Source organism: Kluyvera sp. (assembly GCF_047971185.1).
Classification (GTDB): Bacteria; Pseudomonadota; Gammaproteobacteria; order Enterobacterales; family Enterobacteriaceae; genus Kluyvera.
The window spans coordinates 116,042-138,727 of the sequence record NZ_JBKDZH010000033.1 but is presented as its reverse complement, the minus strand read 5'-3'; the positions used below and the strand labels follow the sequence as shown (position 1 = coordinate 138,727).

19 protein-coding genes and 1 pseudogene are annotated in these 22,686 nt (G+C 59.3%); 7 read left to right on the top strand and 13 right to left on the bottom strand.

Features of this window, described 5'->3' with window-relative positions; translation table 11 throughout:
* Positions 1-43: 43 nt before the first annotated feature.
* Together ACK5JN_RS09000 and ACK5JN_RS08995 are read right to left on the bottom strand one after the other, a co-directional pair.
* Complete coding sequence (locus tag ACK5JN_RS09000) at positions 44-703, bottom strand: GntR family transcriptional regulator (RefSeq protein ID WP_416869850.1); 660 nt, start codon at positions 701-703, stop codon at positions 44-46.
* Between the two features lie 176 nt (positions 704-879).
* Positions 880-1,455 carry a helix-turn-helix domain-containing protein gene (locus ACK5JN_RS08995; protein WP_416869849.1) on the bottom strand — a complete coding sequence of 192 codons (576 nt, stop codon included), beginning with the start codon at positions 1,453-1,455 and terminating at the stop codon, positions 880-882.
* A 38-nt stretch (positions 1,456-1,493) separates the two neighbouring features.
* Here ACK5JN_RS08995 and ACK5JN_RS08990 point away from each other — a divergent pair, with 38 nt between their 5' ends.
* Positions 1,494-2,012, top strand: a complete 519-nt coding sequence (locus ACK5JN_RS08990; protein ID WP_416869848.1) for a GNAT family N-acetyltransferase — start codon at positions 1,494-1,496, stop codon at positions 2,010-2,012.
* Positions 2,009-2,458, top strand: a complete 450-nt coding sequence (locus ACK5JN_RS08985; RefSeq protein WP_416869847.1) for a DMT family transporter — start codon at positions 2,009-2,011, stop codon at positions 2,456-2,458. Before ACK5JN_RS08990 ends, ACK5JN_RS08985 begins: the two co-directional genes overlap by 4 nt.
* Positions 2,459-2,504: 46 nt before the next feature.
* Here ACK5JN_RS08985 and ACK5JN_RS08980 read toward each other — a convergent pair whose 3' ends face one another.
* From ACK5JN_RS08980 to amyA, 3 genes and pseudogenes are all read right to left on the bottom strand, one after another.
* Complete coding sequence (locus ACK5JN_RS08980) at positions 2,505-2,738, bottom strand: DUF2526 family protein (protein ID WP_416869846.1); 234 nt, start codon at positions 2,736-2,738, stop codon at positions 2,505-2,507.
* Between the two features lie 9 nt (positions 2,739-2,747).
* A pseudogene (locus ACK5JN_RS08975) lies at positions 2,748-4,336 on the bottom strand (ABC transporter substrate-binding protein).
* 117 nt (positions 4,337-4,453) lie between these two features.
* Positions 4,454-5,941, bottom strand: coding sequence for an alpha-amylase (gene amyA / locus ACK5JN_RS08970; RefSeq protein ID WP_416869845.1), 1,488 nt, complete (start codon positions 5,939-5,941; stop codon positions 4,454-4,456).
* 236 nt (positions 5,942-6,177) lie between these two features.
* Here amyA and ACK5JN_RS08965 point away from each other — a divergent pair, with 236 nt between their 5' ends.
* The 4 genes from ACK5JN_RS08965 to ACK5JN_RS08950 all read left to right on the top strand — a co-directional run bounded on the left by ACK5JN_RS08965 (position 6,178) and on the right by ACK5JN_RS08950 (position 14,172).
* On the top strand, positions 6,178-7,503 hold the full coding sequence (locus ACK5JN_RS08965; RefSeq protein WP_416869844.1) for an SrfA family protein: 1,326 nt from the start codon (positions 6,178-6,180) through the stop codon (positions 7,501-7,503).
* A gap of 2 nt (positions 7,504-7,505) precedes the next feature.
* Positions 7,506-10,487, top strand: coding sequence for a virulence factor SrfB (locus tag ACK5JN_RS08960; RefSeq protein ID WP_416869843.1), 2,982 nt, complete (start codon positions 7,506-7,508; stop codon positions 10,485-10,487).
* A complete protein-coding gene (locus ACK5JN_RS08955) occupies positions 10,484-12,607 on the top strand; it encodes a virulence factor SrfC family protein (protein ID WP_416869842.1) in 2,124 nt (707 codons plus the stop codon). The genes ACK5JN_RS08960 and ACK5JN_RS08955 overlap by 4 nt, the downstream gene beginning before the upstream one ends.
* Positions 12,608-12,738: 131 nt before the next feature.
* Entirely contained in the window at positions 12,739-14,172 is a 1,434-nt protein-coding gene (locus ACK5JN_RS08950) for an aldehyde dehydrogenase (RefSeq protein WP_416869841.1), read from the top strand.
* A gap of 41 nt (positions 14,173-14,213) precedes the next feature.
* Here ACK5JN_RS08950 and ACK5JN_RS08945 read toward each other — a convergent pair whose 3' ends face one another.
* The 7 genes from ACK5JN_RS08945 to ACK5JN_RS08915 all read right to left on the bottom strand — a co-directional run bounded on the left by ACK5JN_RS08945 (position 14,214) and on the right by ACK5JN_RS08915 (position 20,679).
* Positions 14,214-15,464 carry a putative acyl-CoA thioester hydrolase gene (locus ACK5JN_RS08945; protein ID WP_416869840.1) on the bottom strand — a complete coding sequence of 417 codons (1,251 nt, stop codon included), beginning with the start codon at positions 15,462-15,464 and terminating at the stop codon, positions 14,214-14,216.
* A 147-nt stretch (positions 15,465-15,611) separates the two neighbouring features.
* Positions 15,612-16,004: a 4-carboxymuconolactone decarboxylase gene (pcaC, locus tag ACK5JN_RS08940; protein ID WP_416869839.1), complete on the bottom strand. Its 393-nt coding sequence runs from the start codon at positions 16,002-16,004 to the stop codon at positions 15,612-15,614.
* A complete protein-coding gene (gene pcaD, locus ACK5JN_RS08935; RefSeq protein WP_416869838.1) occupies positions 16,004-16,759 on the bottom strand; it encodes a 3-oxoadipate enol-lactonase in 756 nt (251 codons plus the stop codon). The genes pcaC and pcaD overlap by 1 nt, the downstream gene beginning before the upstream one ends.
* A complete protein-coding gene (locus ACK5JN_RS08930; RefSeq protein ID WP_416869837.1) occupies positions 16,737-18,101 on the bottom strand; it encodes a 3-carboxy-cis,cis-muconate cycloisomerase in 1,365 nt (454 codons plus the stop codon). The genes pcaD and ACK5JN_RS08930 overlap by 23 nt, the downstream gene beginning before the upstream one ends.
* 9 nt (positions 18,102-18,110) lie before the next feature.
* Positions 18,111-19,313 (bottom strand): 3-oxoadipyl-CoA thiolase, encoded by a 1,203-nt coding sequence (gene pcaF / locus ACK5JN_RS08925; RefSeq protein ID WP_416869836.1) that lies wholly within the window; start codon positions 19,311-19,313, stop codon positions 18,111-18,113.
* 9 nt (positions 19,314-19,322) lie between these two features.
* Positions 19,323-19,979, bottom strand: a complete 657-nt coding sequence (locus ACK5JN_RS08920; RefSeq protein WP_416869835.1) for a 3-oxoacid CoA-transferase subunit B — start codon at positions 19,977-19,979, stop codon at positions 19,323-19,325.
* A gap of 10 nt (positions 19,980-19,989) precedes the next feature.
* Positions 19,990-20,679: a 3-oxoacid CoA-transferase subunit A gene (locus tag ACK5JN_RS08915; RefSeq protein ID WP_416869834.1), complete on the bottom strand. Its 690-nt coding sequence runs from the start codon at positions 20,677-20,679 to the stop codon at positions 19,990-19,992.
* 167 nt (positions 20,680-20,846) lie between these two features.
* Here ACK5JN_RS08915 and ACK5JN_RS08910 point away from each other — a divergent pair, with 167 nt between their 5' ends.
* Positions 20,847-21,653, top strand: a complete 807-nt coding sequence (locus tag ACK5JN_RS08910; protein ID WP_416869833.1) for an IclR family transcriptional regulator domain-containing protein — start codon at positions 20,847-20,849, stop codon at positions 21,651-21,653.
* Here the strand turns inward: ACK5JN_RS08910 and smrA are convergent.
* Positions 21,650-22,213 carry a DNA endonuclease SmrA gene (gene smrA / locus ACK5JN_RS08905; RefSeq protein ID WP_416869832.1) on the bottom strand — a complete coding sequence of 188 codons (564 nt, stop codon included), beginning with the start codon at positions 22,211-22,213 and terminating at the stop codon, positions 21,650-21,652. The genes ACK5JN_RS08910 and smrA overlap by 4 nt on opposite strands.
* Positions 22,214-22,686 lie beyond the last annotated feature (473 nt).

The following is a 22,686-nucleotide window of genomic DNA, read 5'->3' as shown; positions in this document are numbered from 1 at the left end:
CACGTTTCCGGGGAAACCCGGAAACGTATTTATCGTTTCATCGTTAGTAGCGGTACTGGCGCTGTAAAACCCCCATTGATTCATCAACAATCTGCGACATCACGGTATAACTGGTTGCTGATTCTTTTTTCTCCAGCACCGAAAGTAATTGTTGATATAAATTTTCTTGCTGAATCGATTCTGTCGCATTCAAATATAAATAATGGAAACTGGGGCCCACGCGAACCCATAAATGTTCGATCATAATCATTAATGTGGGCATTTCCGCGTATTCATATATTCGAAAACGAAACTGATAGTTTGCTTTCAGCATTTGGGTGATATCGCCGCTCGCCTTCGCCTCACAGAATAATGTAAACAGGCGATGAAGTTCACGTAACTTTTCTGTGGTTATGTTTTCGGATGCCTCGGCGGTCGCCATTCCTTCAAGACTTTTGCGTATCTTCGTTATTTCCTGATAGTCTGAATCGGTTAACGCCGGAACCAAAAACGCCTGCGCCGGTGCCGCCCGTAGCGCGCCACAGGAAACCAGCCGCAGCAACGCTTCGCGTACTGGCGTAATGCTGATGCCCTGATTCACGGCAATTTCACGCGTCACTAATCGTGCGCCGGGTTTTAATGCGCCGACGATAAGTGCATTCTTGATATTATTCTCAACTTGTTGTGTCAAACTGATACGTTGTGCTTTAGCAAAATCCAGCATGTTTTTTTATAACCCCACGAATAATTGGCCCAGAGCCAATTATAATTAATAGCTGGGGTTTTCTATTTTTGGAAAAAAAATACAACATATATTTTCAAAGCGTTTCTGAAACAGGGCTACAAATAACGGAGAGCGCTTCACCAGATGGCGCTATTAAAGCGCCAAAGGCAATCGCATCAGGATAACGGAAGGTTAAGGCGGACAACCAGATAAACACAAATGTGACCGCTATCGTTAATAAACCGGCAGTCGTTGGGCGGCCCGAGTTCCAGACAGTCACCGGCCTGCATACGGTGCGCGGTTTCCCCTTCCATAAACAGCAGTTCCCCCTGCTGCACCCAGATAAGCTGACGCGCCATGGCATAAGCCGACGCGGGCATCGGAATATCGCTGCCCGCAGGCAGTTCAATCTGGACCAAATCCACCGGCAGCTCGCCGCGCGGCGAGACGTGACGCCGCAGATAGTGGCTTTGCGGGTCGTGCCAGACGGGTTGGTCCGCGAAGCGCAGCAGTTTGCCTTCCTGAATCTCGGCGCGGGCAATCAGCGTTGACATGCTGATGCTGAACGCGCCGGAAAGCCGCGCCAGCAGCGCCGCCGTGGGGCTACTTTCGCCGCGCTCAATCTTGTGGATCATCGCTCTCGACACGCCGGCGCGTTCGGCTAAATCGCTCAGCGACCAGCCCCGCGATTCACGCTCAATGCGAATTCTTGCACCGATCCGTTGATTTAAGTTGTCTTCAATAGTATTCATATCGTTATACTATAGTGAACAACACACAGGGTGCAACTATGGCTATTCGTTTTGCGACAAAAGAAGACTGCGCCGCGATTGCGGTCATTTATAATCACGCCGTGCTGCACACGGCGGCTATCTGGAACGATAAAACCGTCGATACCGACAACCGTATTGCCTGGTTTGAAGCTCGTCAGCTTGGCCACTTTCCGGTGCTGGTGAGTGAAGAAGACGGCGTGATTACAGGCTACGCGTCCTACGGCGACTGGCGCGCGTTTGACGGCTTTCGCCATACCGTTGAACACTCGGTCTACGTGCACCCCGACCATCAGGGCAAGGGTCTGGGCAATATCCTGCTCGGCAGGCTGATTGAAGAAGCAAAGTGCCGCGGCAAACATGTGATGGTGGCGGGCATTGAGTCGCAAAACCATGCTTCCCTGCATCTGCATGCAAAACACGGATTTGTCACCACCGGGCAAATGCCGCAGGTCGGCACCAAATTTGGCCGCTGGCTGGATTTGACCTTTATGCAGCTGCAGCTGGATAACCGCAGCGACCCGGACGGTAGCGCATGAATCAATCCCTCACGCTGACGTTTCTGGTCGCCGCGGGGATTGGCCTGGTTATCCAGAACACGCTGATGGTGCGAATCACTCAGTCGGCCTCGACGATCCTGGTGGCGATGCTGCTGAACTCGCTGGTTGGGATCGTGCTGTTTGTCAGTATTCTGCTGATCAAATACGGCCTGTCGGGCATCAACGAACTGGTGTCTACCATCAAGTGGTGGACGCTGATCCCCGGCCTGCTGGGCTCGTTCTTCGTCTTTGCCAGCATCAGCGGCTATCAGTACGTGGGGGCAGCGACCACCATCGCCGTCCTGGTCGCCAGCCAGCTGATTGGCGGGCTGGTAATGGACGTCATGAGAAGCCATGGCATCCCCTGGCGAGCGCTGGTTGGGCCGGTATGCGGGGCGGTGATGCTGATTATCGGGGCGTGGCTGGTGGCGCGGAGACAGTTCTGAACCAGCCTGGCCGGGCTACGCGTCATCGCAGCCCGGCCAGATCGGTTTACAGAATGGTTCCACCCTGGGTGAGCTGTTCCTTGCGCGCTTCTTCCTGTTCACGATGGTGCTGACCGTGATGGGAAATCGTCACCCGCAAACGCTGCTGCTGAGTAAAACGATCTTCACGGCTCAGGTCCGCATCGTCGCTCAGCTCCACCAGCAGCTCATTCATGTGCGTAATCACGTTCCCTTCAATCGCGGCGTCAACGCGCGCGATAACCTCATCCAGATGTGACATACCTGCTCCTTAATTAATTTTCACCTTCGAGAAATCGCTGCCCATCAGGCTCACGCTGTAGCCGGTGACGTTACTGCGCGTGGCGTAAAACGTTTTGCCGTTCGCCAGCGCAATCCACGGTACCTGCTGTCCTGCGCCTGGCCGTAGAGCGCGGCACGTTTGGCCGGGTCGCTCACCACCAGCGCCTTTTTCACCAGACCATCATACTCTTTATTACACCAGCGCGCGGCGTTGGAGCCGGTTTTAATGCTGTCGCAGCCCAGCAGCGTATTGGCAAAGTTATCCGGGTCGCCGTTGTCCGACATCCAGCCATACAGCGCGCTATCGTGTTCCCCTTTACGGATACCGGAGAGATATTCACCCCACTCATAGGTCACGATTTTGGCCCGCACGCCCACTTTGGCCCAGTCGTTCTGGATCATTTCCGCAATCCGTCGTGAATTCGGGTTATACGGACGCTGCACCGGCATCGACCACAGCGTCACATCCACGCCCTTCTCCAGCCCCGCCTGCTTCAGCAGCGCTTTGGCTTTTTCCGGGTCATAGCCGTAATCTTTCAGCGCTTTATCAAAGCCCATCATATTCGGCGGAATCGGCGATTTTGCCACCGTCCCGGAGCCCATAAACACCGCATTGACGATCGCCAGCTTGTCGGTGGCGTAGTTCAGCGCCTGGCGCACCAGTACGTTATCAAACGGTTTTTTCTCGGTGTTAAACGCCAGATAGCCGACGTTCAGCGCTTCTACCGAATGTAGCGCCAGATCGTGATTTTTTTTAATCACCTCAAACTGTACCGGCGACGGTGCCGGGATAATCTGGCATTCGTTGGTTTGCAGCTTCGCCAGACGCGTTTCGACGTTTGGCGTGATGGCGAAGATCAGATGCTTCGTCGGCACCGGGCCGTCCCAGTAGTTTGGGTTTGCGAGGTAGCGGATCTGAGAATCGGCTTTATATTGCTGAAGCACGTACGGCCCGGTGCCGATTGGCCAGTTATCCACGTTCTCCGGCGTGCCCTTTTTCATCATCGCATCGGCGTATTCCGCCGACAGAATCGAGGCGAAATCCATCCCCCAGTCGGCGAGGAATGCGGCATTCGGCTCGCTCAACTCAAACTGCACGTGGTAGTCATCGACCTTTTTCACCGATTTAATCAGCTTATCAAGGCCGACATCGTGGAAATACTCGTAATTCCCCTGCGAAACCTTATGGTAAGGGTGATCGCTATCCTTCTGCCGCAGTACGGAGAAGATCACGTCATCGGCGTTAAAGTCGCGGGTCGGGGTAAAGAACTTGTTGCTGTTGAACTTCACGCCCTGACGCAGCGTGAAAGTATAGGTCAAACCGTCCGGCGAAATCGTCCAGTCGGTCGCCAGTGAGGGGATCGGCGTATTTTTAACCGGATCGAAGTTGATCAGCCGGTTATACAGCGTTTGCGAACTGGCGACAAAGGTCGGGCCGGAGCTGGCGATTTGCGGGTTGAAGGACTCCGGTGACGCCTCGGAGCAGTAGACGAGCGTGTCAGTGTTTGCCGCCCAGGCGGCGCTTGCCGGTAACAGCGCGCTGAGCGCCAGCGCGAGGAGCGTTTTCCCTGTGGTCATGGTGATTAGCCTTTCGATTTTATTATAAGGATGTCCGTGCTCATCAGAGCACGGCCGCCGATAACTGGCAAATAACCAATTAACATAAATAATGCTATCAACATCAATATATTAAGCTCAGAGCACCTCTTCCATCACCCAGACGCTCACGCTACCGCCATGGCAGGTAAAGGTCGCGCAGCCCTGGTCATCGGTCTCAACGACTTCTTCACGGTTATTGAGAAAATCCTTCCAGCGTTTATGGCCGTAGTTTTCCCCAAGCGTCACCGTTTTCTCCCCCTCGTCCCCGTTCGACAGTACCACCACGCAGCCGGGCATTTCATCGGTGCCGCTGCGGCTAAACGCGATGCAGTTAGGATGATCGAACCATAGCGTCTGTACCCCGTGGGCAAAACGCTGGCGGGCATCGATCAGCTCATGCAGCTGCGCGATGACCGGCATGTCGATGACATAGGTTTCGCCATCGCCGCCGTTATCCTCATAGTGCGCGCCAAACAGGTCAGGATAAAACACCGAAGGCACGCCGTTTTCACGCAGCAGGATCAGCGCATAGGCCAGCGGTTTAAACCAGGCTTCAACCGGCGCTTCCAGCGCCTGCAGCGGCTGAGTATCGTGATTAGCCACCAGCGTCACCGCATGAAACGGATCCACTTCAACCAGGGTACCGGTGAAAATCTGGCTCATATCGTAATCACGCCCCATACGCGACGCTTCATGGAAGTGCATTTGCAGCGGCGCATCGAACAGCATCGTTTGCCCCGCAACCTGGTCGATATACTGCTGCAATTTATCCACTTCATGGGACCAGTATTCCGCCACAATAAACAGCGGCCGGGGCGCAACGTCCTGTACGTGCTCAATCCACTCTTTATAGAACCACGCGGGAATGTGCTTGACCGCATCAAGACGAAAACCATCGCAGTGGGTTTGCTCAAGCATCCAGCGCGCCCAGTATTTGAGTTCTTCGGTGACCGCGTGATTGCGAAAATCGATGTTCTCCCCCATCAGATAGTCAAAATTGCCCATTTCATCATCGACCTGATCGTTCCAGCCTTCGCCGGTATAGTCATTAACGATTTTGAAAATGCCGTCTTCGTCAGGCGACTCGATGTGGTCAATACCGCTAAAACATTTGTAGTCCCAGATAAACTGCGAATATTTCCCCGCGCGGGCCGGAAAGGTGTAGCGCGTCCACGCCTCGCACTCGACGATCTCCTCATTAATCTGCGTGCGATCGTCCGCATTCACGCGCTGCACGCGGATACGCTCTTTTTCGTCAGCCCCCATTTTGTGGTTCACCACCACGTCCATCAGCACGGCAATGTCGTGCTGCTGTAGGGCATCAACGGCGGCCAGTAGCTGCGACTTATCGCCATATTTGGTGGCGACTGACCCTTTCTGATCAAATTCCCCCAGGTCAAAAAGGTCGTAACTGTCATAGCCGACGGAATATCCCCCGGACGCACCTTTACTGGCGGGGGGTAACCAGACCATATTGATGCCGATTTCCTGCAAATTCGGCGCCAGGGCTGAGACTTCCGGCCACAGTTCACCGCCGGTTGGGTAATACCAGTGAAAACACTGTAATAAGGTGGGGTTGCGCATACCCGTTCTCCATGTGAGGCGACATAAAAACTATAGTGGGAAATAAACGCAGCGCGAGATTCTGATAAGGGCTGGCTGGCGATAAAAGCGATTTACTCAGGGTTTGAGCATAAGATTTAGCTTAAGTAAAAACATTCAATGCCACGAGAATTACCCTATTTACCCCTCTCTTTCACCGTTTGTTGCATTCTGCTTTGCGTAAAGTAATGCCGTGAAGAAGTCTATGGGACAGGAACGTGGCAAAAACTCTTTTACGCAGCGGAAGTCTTGATGACTTTCAGGCCGTAGGCGGCGGCGGGCAAACCGTATTTCATTCTGCGCTTCAGGTGCGCGAAACCCTGCGCTTACGTAAGCAGAGCGCGCTGGTCGACTGCCTGGCGATACCGCAGCTCAATGATGAAGGTGACCGGGTAGACTGGTATTCGCCGATTGATGGCGCCGCCATCAGCTGGAAAGCGGCGGATGAACGCCTGCGCACGCGTGCGCTGCACTACTTAGAAGGTTTGCAGGACAGCGCGCGCACGCTCAGCAAAAAATGCCTGCAATCGGAGAAAACCGCGCAGCAGCTGTTTGGCGCGCTGCTGGAAAAAGCGCTGCAGTTTCCCGGGGAAAACCATCTGTTTCTGGTCAACGGCAAACCGGTTATCAGCTTCTGGGGCTTCGTAAGCCTCAATGAAAGCGCGCGGGAAGACGTTTTTGACTGCCTGCGCTACGTTGAGCAACCGCAGCCGGAGGCGCTACCGATAACCGTTCTCCCGGAGGTTGAAGAGCCCGAGCCGGTCGCCATCGCCTTTAGCGAGGCCGATGCGCCGCTCATCTCAGCGCAGGAACCCCTGCTCAACGCCGCGACGCTGCCAGCAGAAGAACCTGATACACCGCCTGCCCCTGCTGAACCCGCACCCCAGCCAGCGGCGAGCAAAAATCATCGCCCGCGCTGGCTGTGGGGGCTGCCGATTGTCGCCGCCCTCGCCGCCGTGGCGGTCGCCGTTCCAGTGATGATTCCCTCAACTCAGGCCGAGTCCGAACCGCAGGTACAGACCACCGAAGTACCAGCGCAGTCGCCCGCTCCGGCAATGCCGAGCCTGATTGCCGCTCTGCCGCTGCATCAGGCCAGCATCAAAGCGGAGCCAGCGGTAGTCAAAGAAGAACAAAAACCGGTGGTGATTGCCGCCATCCCAAAAGATGCGCTGGTGATGGATGCGGGCCAGATGCGTGCAGGGACCACGCGTTTTCTCAACGGCAGCTGGCGCGCAATCATGGATATCAGCGACGCTCACTCCGGCAAAGCGCCGATCCTGCGCTATCAGATCCAGAACAATAAAGGCTCCGTACGGCTGGTGCGCGAGGGCAATATCGTCTGCAAAGCGACGGTCTTCTCCGGCCTGCATCAAAACGGCGAACTGATGATCAAAAGTCGCGGTCATGCCCAGTGCAGCGACGGCGCGCGTTATCCGCTGCCGGAAATCAGCTGTAAACCGGGCGACAGCAACGTTGCCGTCTGCACCGCACGCTTTGACGCCAGAACGGTGGTGCCGCTGACCTTTAAGAAGACGGGAGCCTAGTCATGCTGGTTACTCTTTGCGATTACAAACAGAGCGTGACGCTGATTGCCAACAGCGGCGTCCAGTTCCTCGATTTTGGCCTCAGCCCGCAGGAGTCGCTGCAAAACGGCCGCTTCGTGCGTAAAACCGCCAACGGCCCGCTGCTGCGGCTGGATTATGACGTCGTCAATCAGCGCTACACCCTGCCCGGCGAGACCGGCCACGCGCCTGAAGTGGTGAAGCCGGAATCGACGCTGGCCTTACAGCACTCCCTCACCCTGTTAGACGGCATCTGGCTACCGCTGCCGTTCCTGCGCTTTAACCCGCCGCGCACCTTCGTTGAAGGGCCAGATAACTGGGCGCGAGTGCAGATCCGTCGCCTGGCCGAACCGGACAGCGCGGGCAATACTCACCGCATCACCCTGGCGTTCGATAGCCAGATTGGCGGCGATGATACCAACCTCCTATCACCGGTTGCGGGCGATCTGCTCAACGGCACCCGCTTTGCGCTAGCGTGGCGCGACGATGAGATCGGCGATTTCCTCGACCAGACGTGGATTGACGGCTGGCTGCGCGAAGTGTTCCAGCAGAGCGTCGCCGCCCATGAAGCGCGCAGCGAACGCGATGTCGCGCAGGCGCTGCGCAGCTTTGAGTACCAGGGCCACTGGCTGAACATCCTGGCGCTGCTGGGTGAACAGCTGACGGTGCCGGAAATTAAAATCGTCACCGCCACCCTCAGCACCCCGGCAATTCCGGTGGATTTGATCCTCGACGTCGGCAACACCCACACCTGCGGCGTGATCGTTGAAGATCACGGCGACGCGAACGACGGCTTACGCCAGACCGCCGAGCTTCAGGTGCGTTCGCTCAGCGAACCGCAGTACCTCAACGAGCCGCTGTTCACCAGCCGCGTCGAGTTCTCGGAGTCCCGCTTTGGGAAACAGCACTTCTCGGTTGAAAGCGGCCGCGAAGATGCCTTTATCTGGCCATCGCTGGTCCGCGTTGGCGATGAAGCCCGTAAGCTGGCAATGCAGCGTTCCGGCACCGAGGGCTACAGCGGGATTTCCAGCCCACGCCGCTATCTGTGGGATGAAACCCCAGCCGTTCAGGACTGGCGCTTTAGCCAGATGAATGGCAAAACCCAGCGCGAACCGCTGGCGACCGCCTTCCCGCTGATGAACCTGATGAACGACGAAGGCCAGCCGCTGTTTACCCTTCCGCCGGATGAGCGGATGCCGGTTTTCTCGCCGCAGTACAGCCGCAGCACCCTGATGACCCATATGCTGTGCGAGCTGCTGTCACAGGCGATCGGGCAGATTAACAGCGTCGCCACGCGCCTGCGCCTCGGCTTCCCCGCGTCGCCGCGCCAGCTGCGGACGCTGATACTCACCCTGCCGTCAGCCATGCCGAAGCAGGAACGCGAAATCTTCCGCCGCCGGATGTTCGAAGCCATCGCGCTGGTGTGGAAAGCCATGGGCTGGCATCCGCAGGATGACGATTTTGCCAGCGTCCGGGTGCAGGAAAAATGCATCGTTCCCATCCCCAAAATTCATATGGAGTGGGACGAAGCCAGCTGCGGCCAGCTGGTGTGGCTGTACAACGAAGCGATCTCCCATTTCTCCGGGCAAACCGAGGCGCTGTTCGCGGCGATGGCGCGACCGGATCGCCCGCCGGAGCCGGGCATGACGGCGGGCCGCGCGCTGCGTGTCGCCTCGCTGGATCTCGGCGGCGGCACCACCGACATGGCTATCGCCCAGTATCAGCTTGACGATGGCATGGGCGGCAACGTCAAAATCACCCCGCAGCTGCTGTTCCGTGAAGGATTTAAAATTGCCGGTGACGACGTGCTGCTGGATATTATCCAGCGCTGCGTCCTGCCCGCGCTGCAAACCCAGCTGCAAAAAGCCGGCGTTGCCGACGCCCAGGCGCTGATGGCGACGCTGTTCGGCGACTCCGGCAGGCTGGATACGCTGGCGGTATTGCGGCAGCAAACCACGCTTCAGCTGTTTATGCCCATCGGGCACGCCATTCTGGCGGCCTGGGAGCAAAGCGATGTGCAGGATCCGCTGGCCGGGCTGCACGCTACCTTCGGTGAGCTGCTGAGCCAGGCGCCGACCCGCAACGTGATGAACTATGTCGGCCAGGCCGTGGAGCATGCGTTGCCTGCCGGCAGCGCGCCGTTCGACCTACTGGACGTACCGCTGGAAGTGAATTTCAGCCGCTTACGGGAAGCGATGCTGGCCGGAGAATTTACCCTCGCCGGGCCGCTGCACGCGCTGTGTGAAGCGATCTCGCACTATGCCTGCGACGTGCTGCTGATTACCGGGCGTCCCGGCTGCCTGCCGGGCGTTCAGGCGCTGATCCGCCACCTTCAGCCGGTGCCGGTGAACCGTATGGTCTGGCTCGATAAATATCACGTGCATGAATGGTATCCGTTCAGCCAGCAGGGGCGCATCGGCAACCCCAAATCCACCGCCGCCGTCGGGGCGATGCTGTGCAGCCTGGCGCTGGACCTGCGTCTGCCGCACTTTAACTTTAAGGCCGCCGATATCGGTGCCTACTCCACCGTGCGCTATCTGGGCGTGCTGGATAAAACCGTCAACACCCTGCGTGACGAGAATATCTGGTATCACGACCTCGATCTCGACAAGCCCGGCGCGAAGCTGGACGCCCGCCTGCACTTCCCGCTGCGCGGTAACGTCACCCTCGGTTTCCGCCAGCTGGCGAATACCCGCTGGCCCGCCACGCCGCTGTATACGCTGAGCATCAACTCGCCGGAGCTGGCGAAAGCCATTGCCGGCGACGGCGTACTGCAGGTTCGCCTGAAGCTCGAAGGCGGCAGCCGCCACGAAGCGCCGCAGTCCTTTATGCTCAGCGACGCCTGGCTACAGGACGGCACGCCGGTCTCGCCGGATGCCCTGACCCTGAAGCTCAATACCCTGGCCGACCGCCGCCACAGCGGCAGCCACTACTGGATCGACAGCGGGAGCGTATTTCTGAAATGACCACTTTAGCCGCAGTAATCGACTGGCTCGCTGCCGCCCGACAAACCCATCCCGCGCTGGATGACGATGCCGATGCGCTGCTGATACGCCTGCTGGCGCTGGAAGCCCAGCAACATGCGCAGCAGGATACCTGCGCCCAGCGCGCCAGTATTGCGCTGTTCGGCCACTCTCAGGCCTCTAAAGCTCACCTGCTGCGCACCCTGTGCGGCAACGGCGACGGTCGTCTGACGGTGCAGACCGGCAGCAAAACGCTGGACTACTTCAGCCATATCAACCCCGGCCACGCCCTCACCCAGATGGCGGTGCGTTTCAGCCGCGAACAGCCGACGCCGGATGATGCCTTCCCGCTGCGGCTGGCGCTGATCGACGAAGCCGAGCTGGTCCAGCTGTTTATCGCCCATGCCGGGCAGAAAAGCACTATTCGCCCACCGGATAGCCGCCTGATAGCCTCTCGTCTGCGCGGCTGGCAGAGCCTGCGACAACCGCAGCCGGTGCCGGGAATCACGGCAGCAGAAGTGGCCGCTATCGCCCGTTTCTGGCGCGATACCCTGCCCACGGCCTACCAGACGATCGATGATGAGTTATGGTACCAGTTTGCCCACCTGCTGCCGTCACTGGATCTGACCGCTCGCGCTCGCGCGTGGTCGTTGCTGTGGGGCGAACAGCAGGAATTAACCCAGCGCTGGCTGACGCTGGCGCATACTCTGCATCAGTTGGGTAACCGCCGGGAAGTCATGGCACCGCTCAGCCTGCTGGTAGATGCCTTTACCCTGCCGATGGATGCCTTCCTGACGCCGGGTGGCGAGAGCGATGACGCGGTGCTGGTTCACCCGCTCACCGCCGACGGCTATCAGAACGCGGTCAGCGTGCCGGTAGCGACGCTGGCGCTGCTGGCCGTCGAACTGGTGCTGAACGTGGAGCAAGGCGTGCTCGACAACGTGGACATCGTTGATATTCCCGTGCCGCCGTTAACCGATGACGCCCCGCTGTGGGCCAGCAAATGCCGCTGGCTGCTGGAATACTATCGCCAGCATCGTCAGCCGGACATCCTGCTGGCCTGTAACGCCACCGCCCAGCGTGCCGCCATTCCCGCCACCGCCAAAGCGCTGCTGCGCTGGGTTAACGAAACCCAACCCAGCCAGGAGGACAAGCTGCCGGGGCTGATATGGGCGATTACGCCAGAGGACGATCGCTTCGTGCACAAGCGTCATTTTGATGAGGCTATCCAACAGCTGGTTGGCAAACCGGGCCAGCGCTGGGGCACGTTACAGGCGCTGGACCACAGCAGCCTGCAGCGGCTGATCGAATGGCTATCGCAGGCGACCCAGCCCGCGCTACGCCAGCGCCGCTTTACCGCGATGGCAAACGGCCATCAGCAGCAGCTGGTTAATCTGTGCCAGCCGCTGCTGGATGACACCACGCCCGACGCGACGCAGGCTGAAGCGATGATTCGCGAAATGCAAACTCATGCTTCACGCCACGGTGAGTTACTGGAGAGTCTGCTGCCCGCGCTGCCCGCGTTCGATGCTTTGTGTCAGGTGCAGCAGCAGCGAGAAGAAAAAGCCAGCGGGCTGTTCAACGAGGCGGTGGATCTGTTCGCCGCGCCAGAAACCGTCAGCCCGACGACGCCGTCGTATCAGGACCGGGGTTCGCAGGTTTACGCCATGTGGTGTAAACATCTGCGCCAGTGGAGCCGCCAGCCGCACCCGCTACTAACGGCGGACACCCAGCAGCGGCTGACGCTGGCACTGCTCGCCGCCAGCCAGCGACAAAGGCTGGCGCAGCAGCTACGCCACGCCTGCGCGGAGCATCAGGCCGGTGCCGCGCAGCTGCGGGCGATCGTCGGTAACTTTATTCACTGGCTGGGCTATGCTGAGCTGCCCGCCAGCCAGCGTCCGGCCAGCCGCATTGCGAAAGGCTGCGCGATATTCGCCCTCGACGCGGCAGCTTCCGGCACTCGCCTGACCCAGCTGGGTGAACAGCCGGTACACGCCGCGACCCGCTATGTGTACGACTGGCTGGTCGCGCTGTATGCCCGCAGCACCGAACCGGGCGAGACGGTCAATCTTCTCCAGCTTAGCGAAAGCACACAGCGCGAGCTGCGCGCGCGGCTGGCGTAACCCTCGGCGGCACAAGGATGTGAACCGCTTTCAAAAGCTGAAAAAAAGCGTGCGAAATCTGCATCATGCATATCCAGCGCACTTGCGCCTCTCTACACTCAGAGCGTTACCCGAGTCGGTAAGAGGTTTCCATGACGATCACCTGTCCCCTGTTTATTAACGGCGAAGCGTGCGCCGCGCAAGGAAATGCGACCTTTACGCGCCACCATCCACAGCATCAGACTGCCGCCAGCACGGCGCCCGCAGCCACCCTCGCCGACGCCACGCACGCCGCCGATGCCGCCGCCGCGGCGTTTCCCGGCTGGCGCGATACGCCACCCGGTGAGCGACGCCGTCTGCTGCTTGCAGCCGCCGAACAGCTTGAACAGCGCAGCGAGCCGTTTATCGCCGCCATGAATGCCGAAACCGGCGCCACGCCGCACTGGGCGGGGTTTAACGTGCACCTTGGCGCAGAGATTCTGCGTGAAGCAGCGGCGTTAACCACCCAGATTGAAGGCCAGGTGATTCCTTCCAATATTCCGGGCAATCTGGCGATGGCGACGCGTCAGGGCGCAGGCGTGGTGCTGGGGATGGCGCCGTGGAACGCGCCGATCATTCTGGCGGTTCGCGCCATTGCCACCCCGCTCGCCTGCGGCAATACGGTGATCCTGAAAGGATCCGAACTGTCGCCAGCCACTCAGGGGCTGATTATTGAGTCACTGGCCGCGGCCGGGTTCCCGGCGGGCGTCGTCAACTATCTGACCTGCGCGCCGCAGGATGCGCCAGCGTTTGTTGAAACGCTGATCGCCCATCCGGGCGTCAGACGCATCAACTTTACCGGTTCCACGCCGGTGGGACGCATTATCGCCCAGACCTGCGCGAAATACCTGAAGCCGGTGGTGCTGGAGTTGGGCGGGAAAGCGCCGCTGCTGGTGCTGGACGACGCCGATATTCCCCAGGCAGCCGCAGGAGCCACTTTTGGCGCGTTCGCCAACGCCGGGCAGATCTGTATGTCGACTGAACGCATTATCGTGCAGGAGACCATTGCCGAACCGTTTATTGCCGCACTGGTGAAGCGCGTGAAAGCCCTGCCTGACGGACTCCTCGGCTCGGTGGTAGAGATGAAAACCGTCGAGCGCTGCAATGCGCTGATTGACGATGCGCTGGCGAAAGGCGCGGCGCTGCTGACCGGCGGCAAGGCCGACTCCACGCGGATGACAGCGACGCTGCTCGACGGCGTGACGCCCGCGATGCGTATCTGGAATGAAGAGTCATTTGGGCCGGTCAAAGCGGTCATTCGCGCCCGCGACGAGCAGGACGCGGTGCGCATCGCCAATGACAGCGCCTACGGTCTGTCGTCGGCGGTGTACAGCCGGGATACCGCCCGCGCGTGGAACGTGGCGCAAAATCTGCAAACCGGGATCTGCCACATCAACGGCCCCACGGTGCACGACGAAGCACAGATGCCCTTCGGCGGCACCAAAGATTCGGGATATGGCCGCTTCGGCGGACGCGCGGGTATTCATGAGTTCACCGAGCTACGCTGGATAACGATGCAGACGCAGCCGAGAGAACTGCCGTTTTAGCCCGCCGGTAAGCCGGAGAACCTTCCGGCTTACGCTGCTTATCACCGCTCCCAGCGCGTTTGCCACTCCCACAGGCGGTTGGTATTCACATCATTCAACTGCCGCGACGCGCTCGCGTTGCCCTTAAATGGCCGGGTGGTGGTGGCCGCCGCGCCCCACGGCGACAGGCTATCGTAGCCGCTGTCGACGGTGCTGTTCACAATCAGCACCTGGCCGTTGGCGGTCTTGCCCGGTAGATAACCGGTTTTGCCAGCACCCTGATCCCACGCCCGACCCAGTTTGGCTTTAAAGGTGCCTTTATAGCCATCGTCGGTGGTAAACCGGCTGTTGATCACCAGGAACCCATAAGGGTTGTCCGGCAGCGTATTGGGGGCTAGCACGTAGGCTTCCGGCGATTTGCGGCTGGAGACGGTATGGAAATGGACGCCGTCAAACACCGCGTTGGCGCGGCCGAAGACATAGTCAACGTCGCCTTCGATATAGCTATCCTGCACGTAAACGCGATTAATGCGATCGGTCAGCGCATCGTTGCGGCGGTTGCTGACGTTGAGATACAGCGTATCCTGGCGGCCCAGCAGGCGGACGTTTTGCAGCTGGACGCGGTCGCCGTCGGTGCGCAGCGCCACGCCCTGATGGGTGCCGCCGTCCACCGTATCGAGCAGACTGTTAGCAATGGTTAAATTGACCAGCTGGAGATCGTTACTCTGCGACCAGAATACCGCCGCACAGTTGGTGCCAATCAGCGCCGTGGTTTTCCCGGCGCACAGCGCGTACTGATAATACGCTGGTGAAGTCGGCGGATAGTGGTCGGCATTCACCGTCTGACGGTATTTCGCCGGGCTGAACTGTGAGTCCAGCGCCAGCTCAATACGTACCTCTTCAGGCGCTTTCCCCGCGCCAAAAATGGTTATCGGCGGCGCATCGTCGGGAATGTACACCGTGCCGGTATAGACGCCCGGTTCAATACGGATGTACAGCCGTTCGTGGCCCGTGTGCTGGGCCAGCGCCGCGTCAATCGCCTGCTGAACGCGGGTGTACGGCGCACCGCTTGGCGCCACGCGCCACGGGGTATCAACGTCAGTTAAGGCAATAGAGGGCGGCTGCCATGCCCCCAGCGGCTGGCTGAGCAGCCCGCCCTGAGCAAAATAGTTTTCGGTGGTATACGGCGCAGCTTCCTGCGCCGTCAGCAGTGGTCTTGTCGCCGTGCCTGTTGACTCGGCGGTGGCGCAGCCCTGTAGCACCAGCGGCATACAGAGCAGCGTCGTCATGCCCAGATAAGGTATTTTTGACATCGGTTCTCCATTAACAACGTTAAATAGAAACTGAGAACCGATAATAATGGAACGCTATTTTATTTTAATCTCGCGCGATCACGCTTTCTCACATCAGAAAAGCGCGCATCAATTCAACCCCATGGAAACGTCCTGCCCGGGTTGAAGTTATCGCGCCTGTTCAGCGTCCAGCTCATCAAAAACCTGCTGTGCCAGATGCATCGTGGCGTTTGCCGCCGGCAGACCACAATACAGCGCCGAATGCATAATCAGCTCCTTCAGCTCATCGCGCGTCACGCCGTTGTTAAACGCCGCGCGCAGATGCATTTTCAGCTCGGCCTCGCGGTTAAGCGCAATCAGCATGGCGATGGTGATCATGCTGCGGGTGTGGTGGTCCAGCCCTGGACGGGTCCAGGTTTCCCCCCAGGCGTAGCGGGTAATGAAATCCTGAAACTCTTCGTTCAGCGGCGTTAATTTTTGCAGCGTTCGATCCACGTGGGTATCGCCAAGCACCTTGCGGCGCACCGCCATACCTTCCTGATAACGTTGTTTATCTTCCATTACGCCTCCAGGAAAAATGCGAGCAGCGCCGCGGTAAACTCGTCGCTGGCTTCAACGTTCGACAAATGCGAGGCCGGTAAATCCACCTGCAAAGATCCGTCGATCTGCTGATGTAAATAATCCGCGTCGGCGACCGTGGTCACCGGGTCGTACTCACCGGCGATGATCAACATCGGTACGCTAATCGCCGCCACTTCACCGCGCAGGTCGGCCGCCGCCAGCGCTTCACAGCATTCGGCATAACCTTCAGCGTCCGAGGTGGCCAGCTGATGACACAGCTGTTCAACCTCTGCCGGCTGATGCTGGCGGAAATCCGGGGTAAACCAGCGGTCCGCCGCCCCGGCGGCCACCACGCCCATCCCCTCTGCCCGCACGGTGCGCGCCCGCGACAGCCAGTTGGCCTGCTCGCCGATCCGCGCGGCGGTGTTGGCCACCGCAACGGCGGTAACGCGTTCTGGCGCAAAGCGCGCGAGCCACAGGCCGGTCAGCCCGCCCATCGAAATGCCGCAGAAAAAGGCGCGTTGAATGTTCAGATGGTCGAGGAGCGTAATCACGTCCTCACCCAATTGTGACAACGTCACCTTTCCGCGTTTTTGCGTTTGCCCGTGGCCATGCGTGTCGTAGCGCAGCACGCGGAAGCGTTCAGTCAGCGCAGGTATCTGCGCGTCCCACATGGCGTGAGTCGTGCCAAGCGAGTTGGAGAGCACCAGCACCGGTGCCGTTTCTGGTCCTTCAAGGCGATAATGGATGTTCATTTCCCTGCTCCTGATAGCGCGCCAGAACCTGGCGCACAAAGTGGTCGGCGCTGCCGAGTGCGGTCGCGGGATCCAGCAGCTGCGTAAGTTGCGCGGAAGAAAGGTGCTGGCTTACCAGCGGGTCCTTTTCCAGCAACGGTTGTAGCGGGCAACCCAGCGCAATTGCCCGATGACAGATTTTCTCTACCTGATGGTGCGCATCGGCTTTGCCAATAAAAGCCGCCAGGGCCTGAGTCACCGACTCGGCCATAATCAGCCCGTGCGTGATATCCAGATCGGCGCGCATTTTTGTCGCATTAACCTGCATACCGCGCAGCAGATATTCACTGTTCTCCAGCACGCCGCCGGCCAGCATCACCAGCTCCGGCAGCGTTTCCCATTCCGTCTGCCAGCCTCCCAGCGCGCGTTCATGCTGCTGAATCTGCGCGCCGTACAGCGTCGCCATCAGCCCCGGAATACGCTGTACGGCGGCCAGAATGGCCGCGCAGCTCACCGGGTTACGCTTATGCGGCATGGCGGAGGAACCGCCCCGGCCTTCGGCAATCGGTTCGCTGACTTCAGCCACTTCGGTCTGCATCAGCAGCGAAAAATCGTTGGCGAATTTCCCCAGCGTGCCGCTAAGACCGGCAAACCAGCTGGCAACCTCAATAATGCGGTCACGCTGGCTGTGCCAGGGGGTATCGGGCAGTGAAAGGTTGAGGGTTTCGGCCAGCCGCTGCGCCACGTCGGGGCCGTAATTTTTCAGCGAGGCCAGCGTGCCAGCCGCACCGCCAAACTGAAGAGCCAGCACGCGCGGGCGCAGCTGGTCCAGCCGTTCCTGCCAGCGCAACAGCGCGTCGAGGGTGCCGGCCAGCTTCAGGCCAAAAGTAATGGGGAGCGCATGCTGCATCCAGGTCCGGCCCGGCATCAACGTCTGTTGATAACGCGCCGTTTGCTCGGCCAGCACCTGCGTGAGGCGGCGAAGCCGGGTTTGCGTCTCGTCCAGCGCCTTGCGCAGCTGTAACACCAGCCCGGTATCGATCGCGTCCTGGCTGGTTGCCCCCCAGTGGACATAGCGCGCGGCGTCCGCATCCTGTGTTTTCACGCGCTGGGTCAGCTGTTTAACCAGCGGAATGGCCAGATTCCCGGCGTTGGCCGCCGCGTTCGCCAGCGCCGGGAAATCCAGCGACTGGGCGTGACAGGCAGCGGCGATCGGCGCTACCGCAGAATCGGGGATCACCCCACACTGCGCCTGGGCGGCGGCCAGCGCCGCCTCAAAGTCCAGCATCCCCTGCACCGTTTGCTCGTCGCTGAAAAAATCCGTCAGCGCCTGGGTACGCAATAGCGGGGTCAACAAACTCATTCCAGCTCCTTATACGCGTTCAATAATCAGCGCGATCCCCTGGCCGACGCCGATACACATCGTGCACAGCGCATACCGCCCGCCGGTACGGCGCAGCTGGTAGGCGGCGGTCATCGCCAGTCGCCCACCGGAAGCCCCCAGCGGATGGCCCAGCGCGATCGCCCCGCCGTGCGGGTTAACGTGAGCGGCGTCGTCCGGCAGACCTAAATCGCGCAGCACCGCCAGCGCCTGCGCGGCGAAAGCTTCATTCAACTCGATGACGTCCATCTGCGCCAGCGTTAAACCCGTCTGCGCCAGGACTTTTCGTACCGCCGGGGCCGGGCCGAAGCCCATAATCCGCGGCGCTACGCCTGCGGTTGCCACGCCGACGACGCGAGCCAGCGGCTGTAGGTCATTCTGCACCATCGCCTGTTCGTTAGCCAACAGCAGCGCGCAGGCGCCATCGTTGACGCCGGACGCATTCCCGGCGGTCACGGTGGCATCCGGGCGCACCACCCCTTTTAGCTTCGCCAGCGCCTCAAGCGAGGTGCTGCGCGGGTGTTCATCCTGGCTAAAGCACAAAGGTTCGCCTTTGCGTTGCGGGATCCACACCGGGATCAGCTCATCGTTAAACGCGCCGCTGGCCTGCGCCTGGGCGGTACGCAGCTGGCTACGCAGCGCGAAGGCATCCTGATCGGCGCGGGAAATGGCGAAATCCGTCGCCACGTTTTCCGCCGTCTCCGGCATCGAATCCACGCCGTACAGCGCTTTCATTTGCGCGTTAATAAAGCGCCAGCCGATGGTGGTGTCTTCCATCTTCATTGCGCGGCTGAACGCGCTTTCCGCCTTGCCCATCACGAACGGCGCGCGCGACATGCTCTCAACGCCGCCCGCAATCATCAGCTGGGTTTCACCGCTTTTAATGGCCCGCGCCGCCACGCCGATGGCGTCGAGGCTGGAGCCGCAAAGGCGGTTAACCGTGCTGCCCGGCACCGTTTCCGGCAGCCCGGCCAACAGCAGCGCCATCCGCGCGACGTTGCGGTTATCTTCACCGGCCTGGTTGGCACAGCCGTAAATCACATCGTCAATACGCGCCGGGTCCAGCCCGCGATTGCGCTCCAGCAGCGCCTTCAGCGGCAGTGCCGCCAGGTCGTCGGCGCGAACGTCAGCCAGAGTACCACCAAAACGACCGAACGGTGTGCGTGCCGCGTCGCAGATAAATGCTTGATTCATCGTCATTCCTTAAGCGGTTTCCGCGACCGCGTCGTAAGTCAGGGTCACAGGCGTAATACGCTGTAATTCATCGAAGGAGATACCGTTGAAAATTTCACGCACCACCGGGCCGCTGGCGGTGATATCAATGACGGCAAGATCGGTATAAATGCGACTGACGCAGCCGACGCCGGTGAGCGGATAGGTGCAGTGTTCAACTAACTTACATTCGCCGTCGCGGGTCAGGTGATCCATCATCACAAATACCTGACGCGCGCCGACGGCCAGATCCATCGCTCCACCCACGGCGGGAATCGAATCCGGTGCGCCGGTGCTCCAGTTGGCAAGGTCGCCGGCGGCTGACACCTGGTAGGCTCCCAGCACGCAAATATCGAGATGCCCGCCGCGCATCATGGCGAAGGAGTCGCCGTGGTGGAAATAGCAGCCGCCCTGCAGCAGGGTTACGTACTCTTTACCGGCGTTAATCAGCTCTGGGTCTTCGTCCCCCGGCTGCGGTTTCGGCCCCATCCCCAGCAGGCCGTTTTCGCTGTGCAGAAATACTTCTTTGTCCGACGGAAGATAGTTGGCGATGCGGGTCGGCAGGCCAATGCCCAGATTGACGTAGGCCCCTTCCGGGATATCCTGCGCCACGCGTTTGGCCATATCGTCACGAGAGAGTTTTTGCATTATCGGCTCCTTAAGCGCGCTGTGCCTGAGCGGTGAAAGATCCCTGTGCGAACACGCGCTGCACAAAGATGCCTGGCGTGACGACATTTTCCGGGTCCAGTTCGCCCAGCGCCACCATGCTGGCGGCTTCCGCGATGGTGGTTTTCGCCGCCGTCGCCATGATCGGGCCAAAGTTACGCGCGGCTTTGCGATACACCAGGTTGCCCCAGCGGTCGGCCTGATGGGCCTTAATCAGAGCAAAATCGGCGCTAATCGGGTATTCGAGCACGTAGTGGCGACCGTCGATTTCGCGGGTTTCTTTGCCTTCCGCCAGCGGCGTGCCGTAGCCCGTCGGGGTGAAAATAGCGCCAAGCCCCGCGCCTGCGGCCTGAATGCGGGCGGCCAGGTTCCCCTGCGGGACCAGCTCCAGCTCCACTTTGCCGCGGCGATACAGGTCGTCGAAAATCTGCGAGTCGACCTGGCGAGGAAATGAGCAGATCATTTTGCGTACGCGCCCGGCTTTCAGCAGCGCCGCGAGGCCGATTTCACCGTTCCCAGCGTTGTTATTGATAATGGTCAGCTCGCGCGCGCCCTGTTCAATCAACGCGTCGATCAGCAGCGTCGGCTGCCCGGCAGGTCCGAAACCGCCGATCATAATGGTCGCCCCATCGTGGATACCCGCGACGGCATCCGCCAGCGTCGGCACACTTTTATCAATCATCAGGTTGCTCCTCGTTGTGCGGCTATCGCACTAATATTCGTTGTTCGCACAAAATGTGACCCGCTTAACGATGTCGGTCAAGGGCGATAATCGAAATATGGTGCGATAATCGAACATCGTGTATGTTTAGGCTAAGAATGTGATCGGCGGCATAATCGGAGAGAAAAATGGAGAAACATCCAGACGATATTTTGACGGGCGATAGCGACCCGTTTAAAGGCGACCCTAACTTTATGGCTTCGCTGGCGCGCGGGCTGGAGGTGATTCAGGCCTTCACGCCGCAGCGCCGAACGCTGTCGATTTCACAAATCAGCCAGAAAACCGGTATCCCGCGCGCGGCGGTGCGCCGCTGCCTGTATACCCTTGGCAAGCTGGGGTTTGTCTACGCCGAAGACGGTAAGAATTTTCAGCTGCGCCCGCGCATTTTGTCTCTGGGGCACGCCTGGCTGGCCTCTACGCCGCTGGCGCGCGCGGCGCAGCCGGTACTGAAGCATTTAAGCGATATGCTCAATGAGTCGTGCTCGATAGCCACCCTCGACGGTGACGATATCCTGTATATCGCCCGCGCGTCCAGCTCGCGCATCATGACCATCGATCTGGACATCGGCAGCCGTCTGCCCGCGTGGTCAACCTCGATGGGCCGCGTGCTGCTGAGCTATCAACCGGAAGAAAAGCTGAACGATATGCTGGCGCGCATCACCATGATTCGCTACACCCCGCAGACCATTTCGTCAGTCAGCAAACTGCGCAGCGAGCTGAAGGCGGTGCGCCAACAGGGTTATGCGTTAAACGATCAGGAGCTGGAGATGGGGCTGCGTTCGCTGGCGGTACCGCTGTTTAATACGCAGGGCCAGGTTGAGGCGGCGCTGAACGTCGGCGTCCATGCCGGACAGGTGTCGGCCAGCGATCTGCTCGAGCGGGTGCTGCCCGAGCTGCAAAAAGCCGCGTCAGAGCTGACGCTTCTGCTGCGCTAGCGGCTGCGCTTGGCGTGACGCTCCCAGTTCTCCTGCTTCGCCGCCGCTGATTTACGCAGCGCCACATAGCATGCGCCGCTGCCGCCATGATGCGGCAGCGCGCTACAGAAGGCCTGAACTTCGTCGAATTCGGTTAACCAACGGGCAAGGTAGCTGCGAATAATATTGGCGTGCGAGCCGTCTTCTTTGCCTTTACCGTGAACGATCAGGACATTACGCAAATTATCCTGCTCGGCCTGAAGAATGAAGGCGAACAGGCGCTGGCGGCACTGCTCAACCGTCTGTTGCCGTAGCTCAAGGCTGGCCTGCTGGCTGTACTTCCCCTGCCGCAGTTTATCGAGAACGCCGGTCTGTAGTCCCTCGCGCTTATATTCCAGCGGGGTAGCCAGCGGGATGATGTCGAGGAAACCGGTGGTGAGAAAATTATCCAGCTGCAGCGTATCAATCTGCTGGCGGGAACGGGAGTTACGCGCTGGCTGCCAGTGAACATCACTGTGCTGCTTCAGCGGCTGGACATCCTCCATGGCGTCAAGAAACAGCGTTTTGTCATCAGGATTCATGAGAACTCCCCCTTATTACAAAGGCGGATACTATAGCCGCCCGGCGATGCTGGCTCAACGCTTTTCCCTTTCCACCAAAACGGTCGGCACGCAAAATTGACAACGCCGCAATATATTTTTTCAGCTTATAATTTAACCGAAACTTAAACATTATAAATCCCCAATTAATGATGGGAAGCTATTCAGAATACGTGAAATAAATCACCAAGAATTATCTGGAAAATAAATACAGAACCGTTATAAATAGTATTACCCGCTGTGCGGAGCAAAATGTGGGAAACGGTATGGACACACCTGTGTGGTTGCTGCGGGGTCTGGCGATGTCGACAGACCCCGATTTTTATTCTGCGACAGCCTGGGCTTCTCTTTATCCTGCCGCTAAATGAATGACTTCCCCGCTGCGTTTACCCGGATATATTCTTGCCAATTGTTGATCCTATTATTCGTTTTTACCGCAAGACAGTAACGATTAT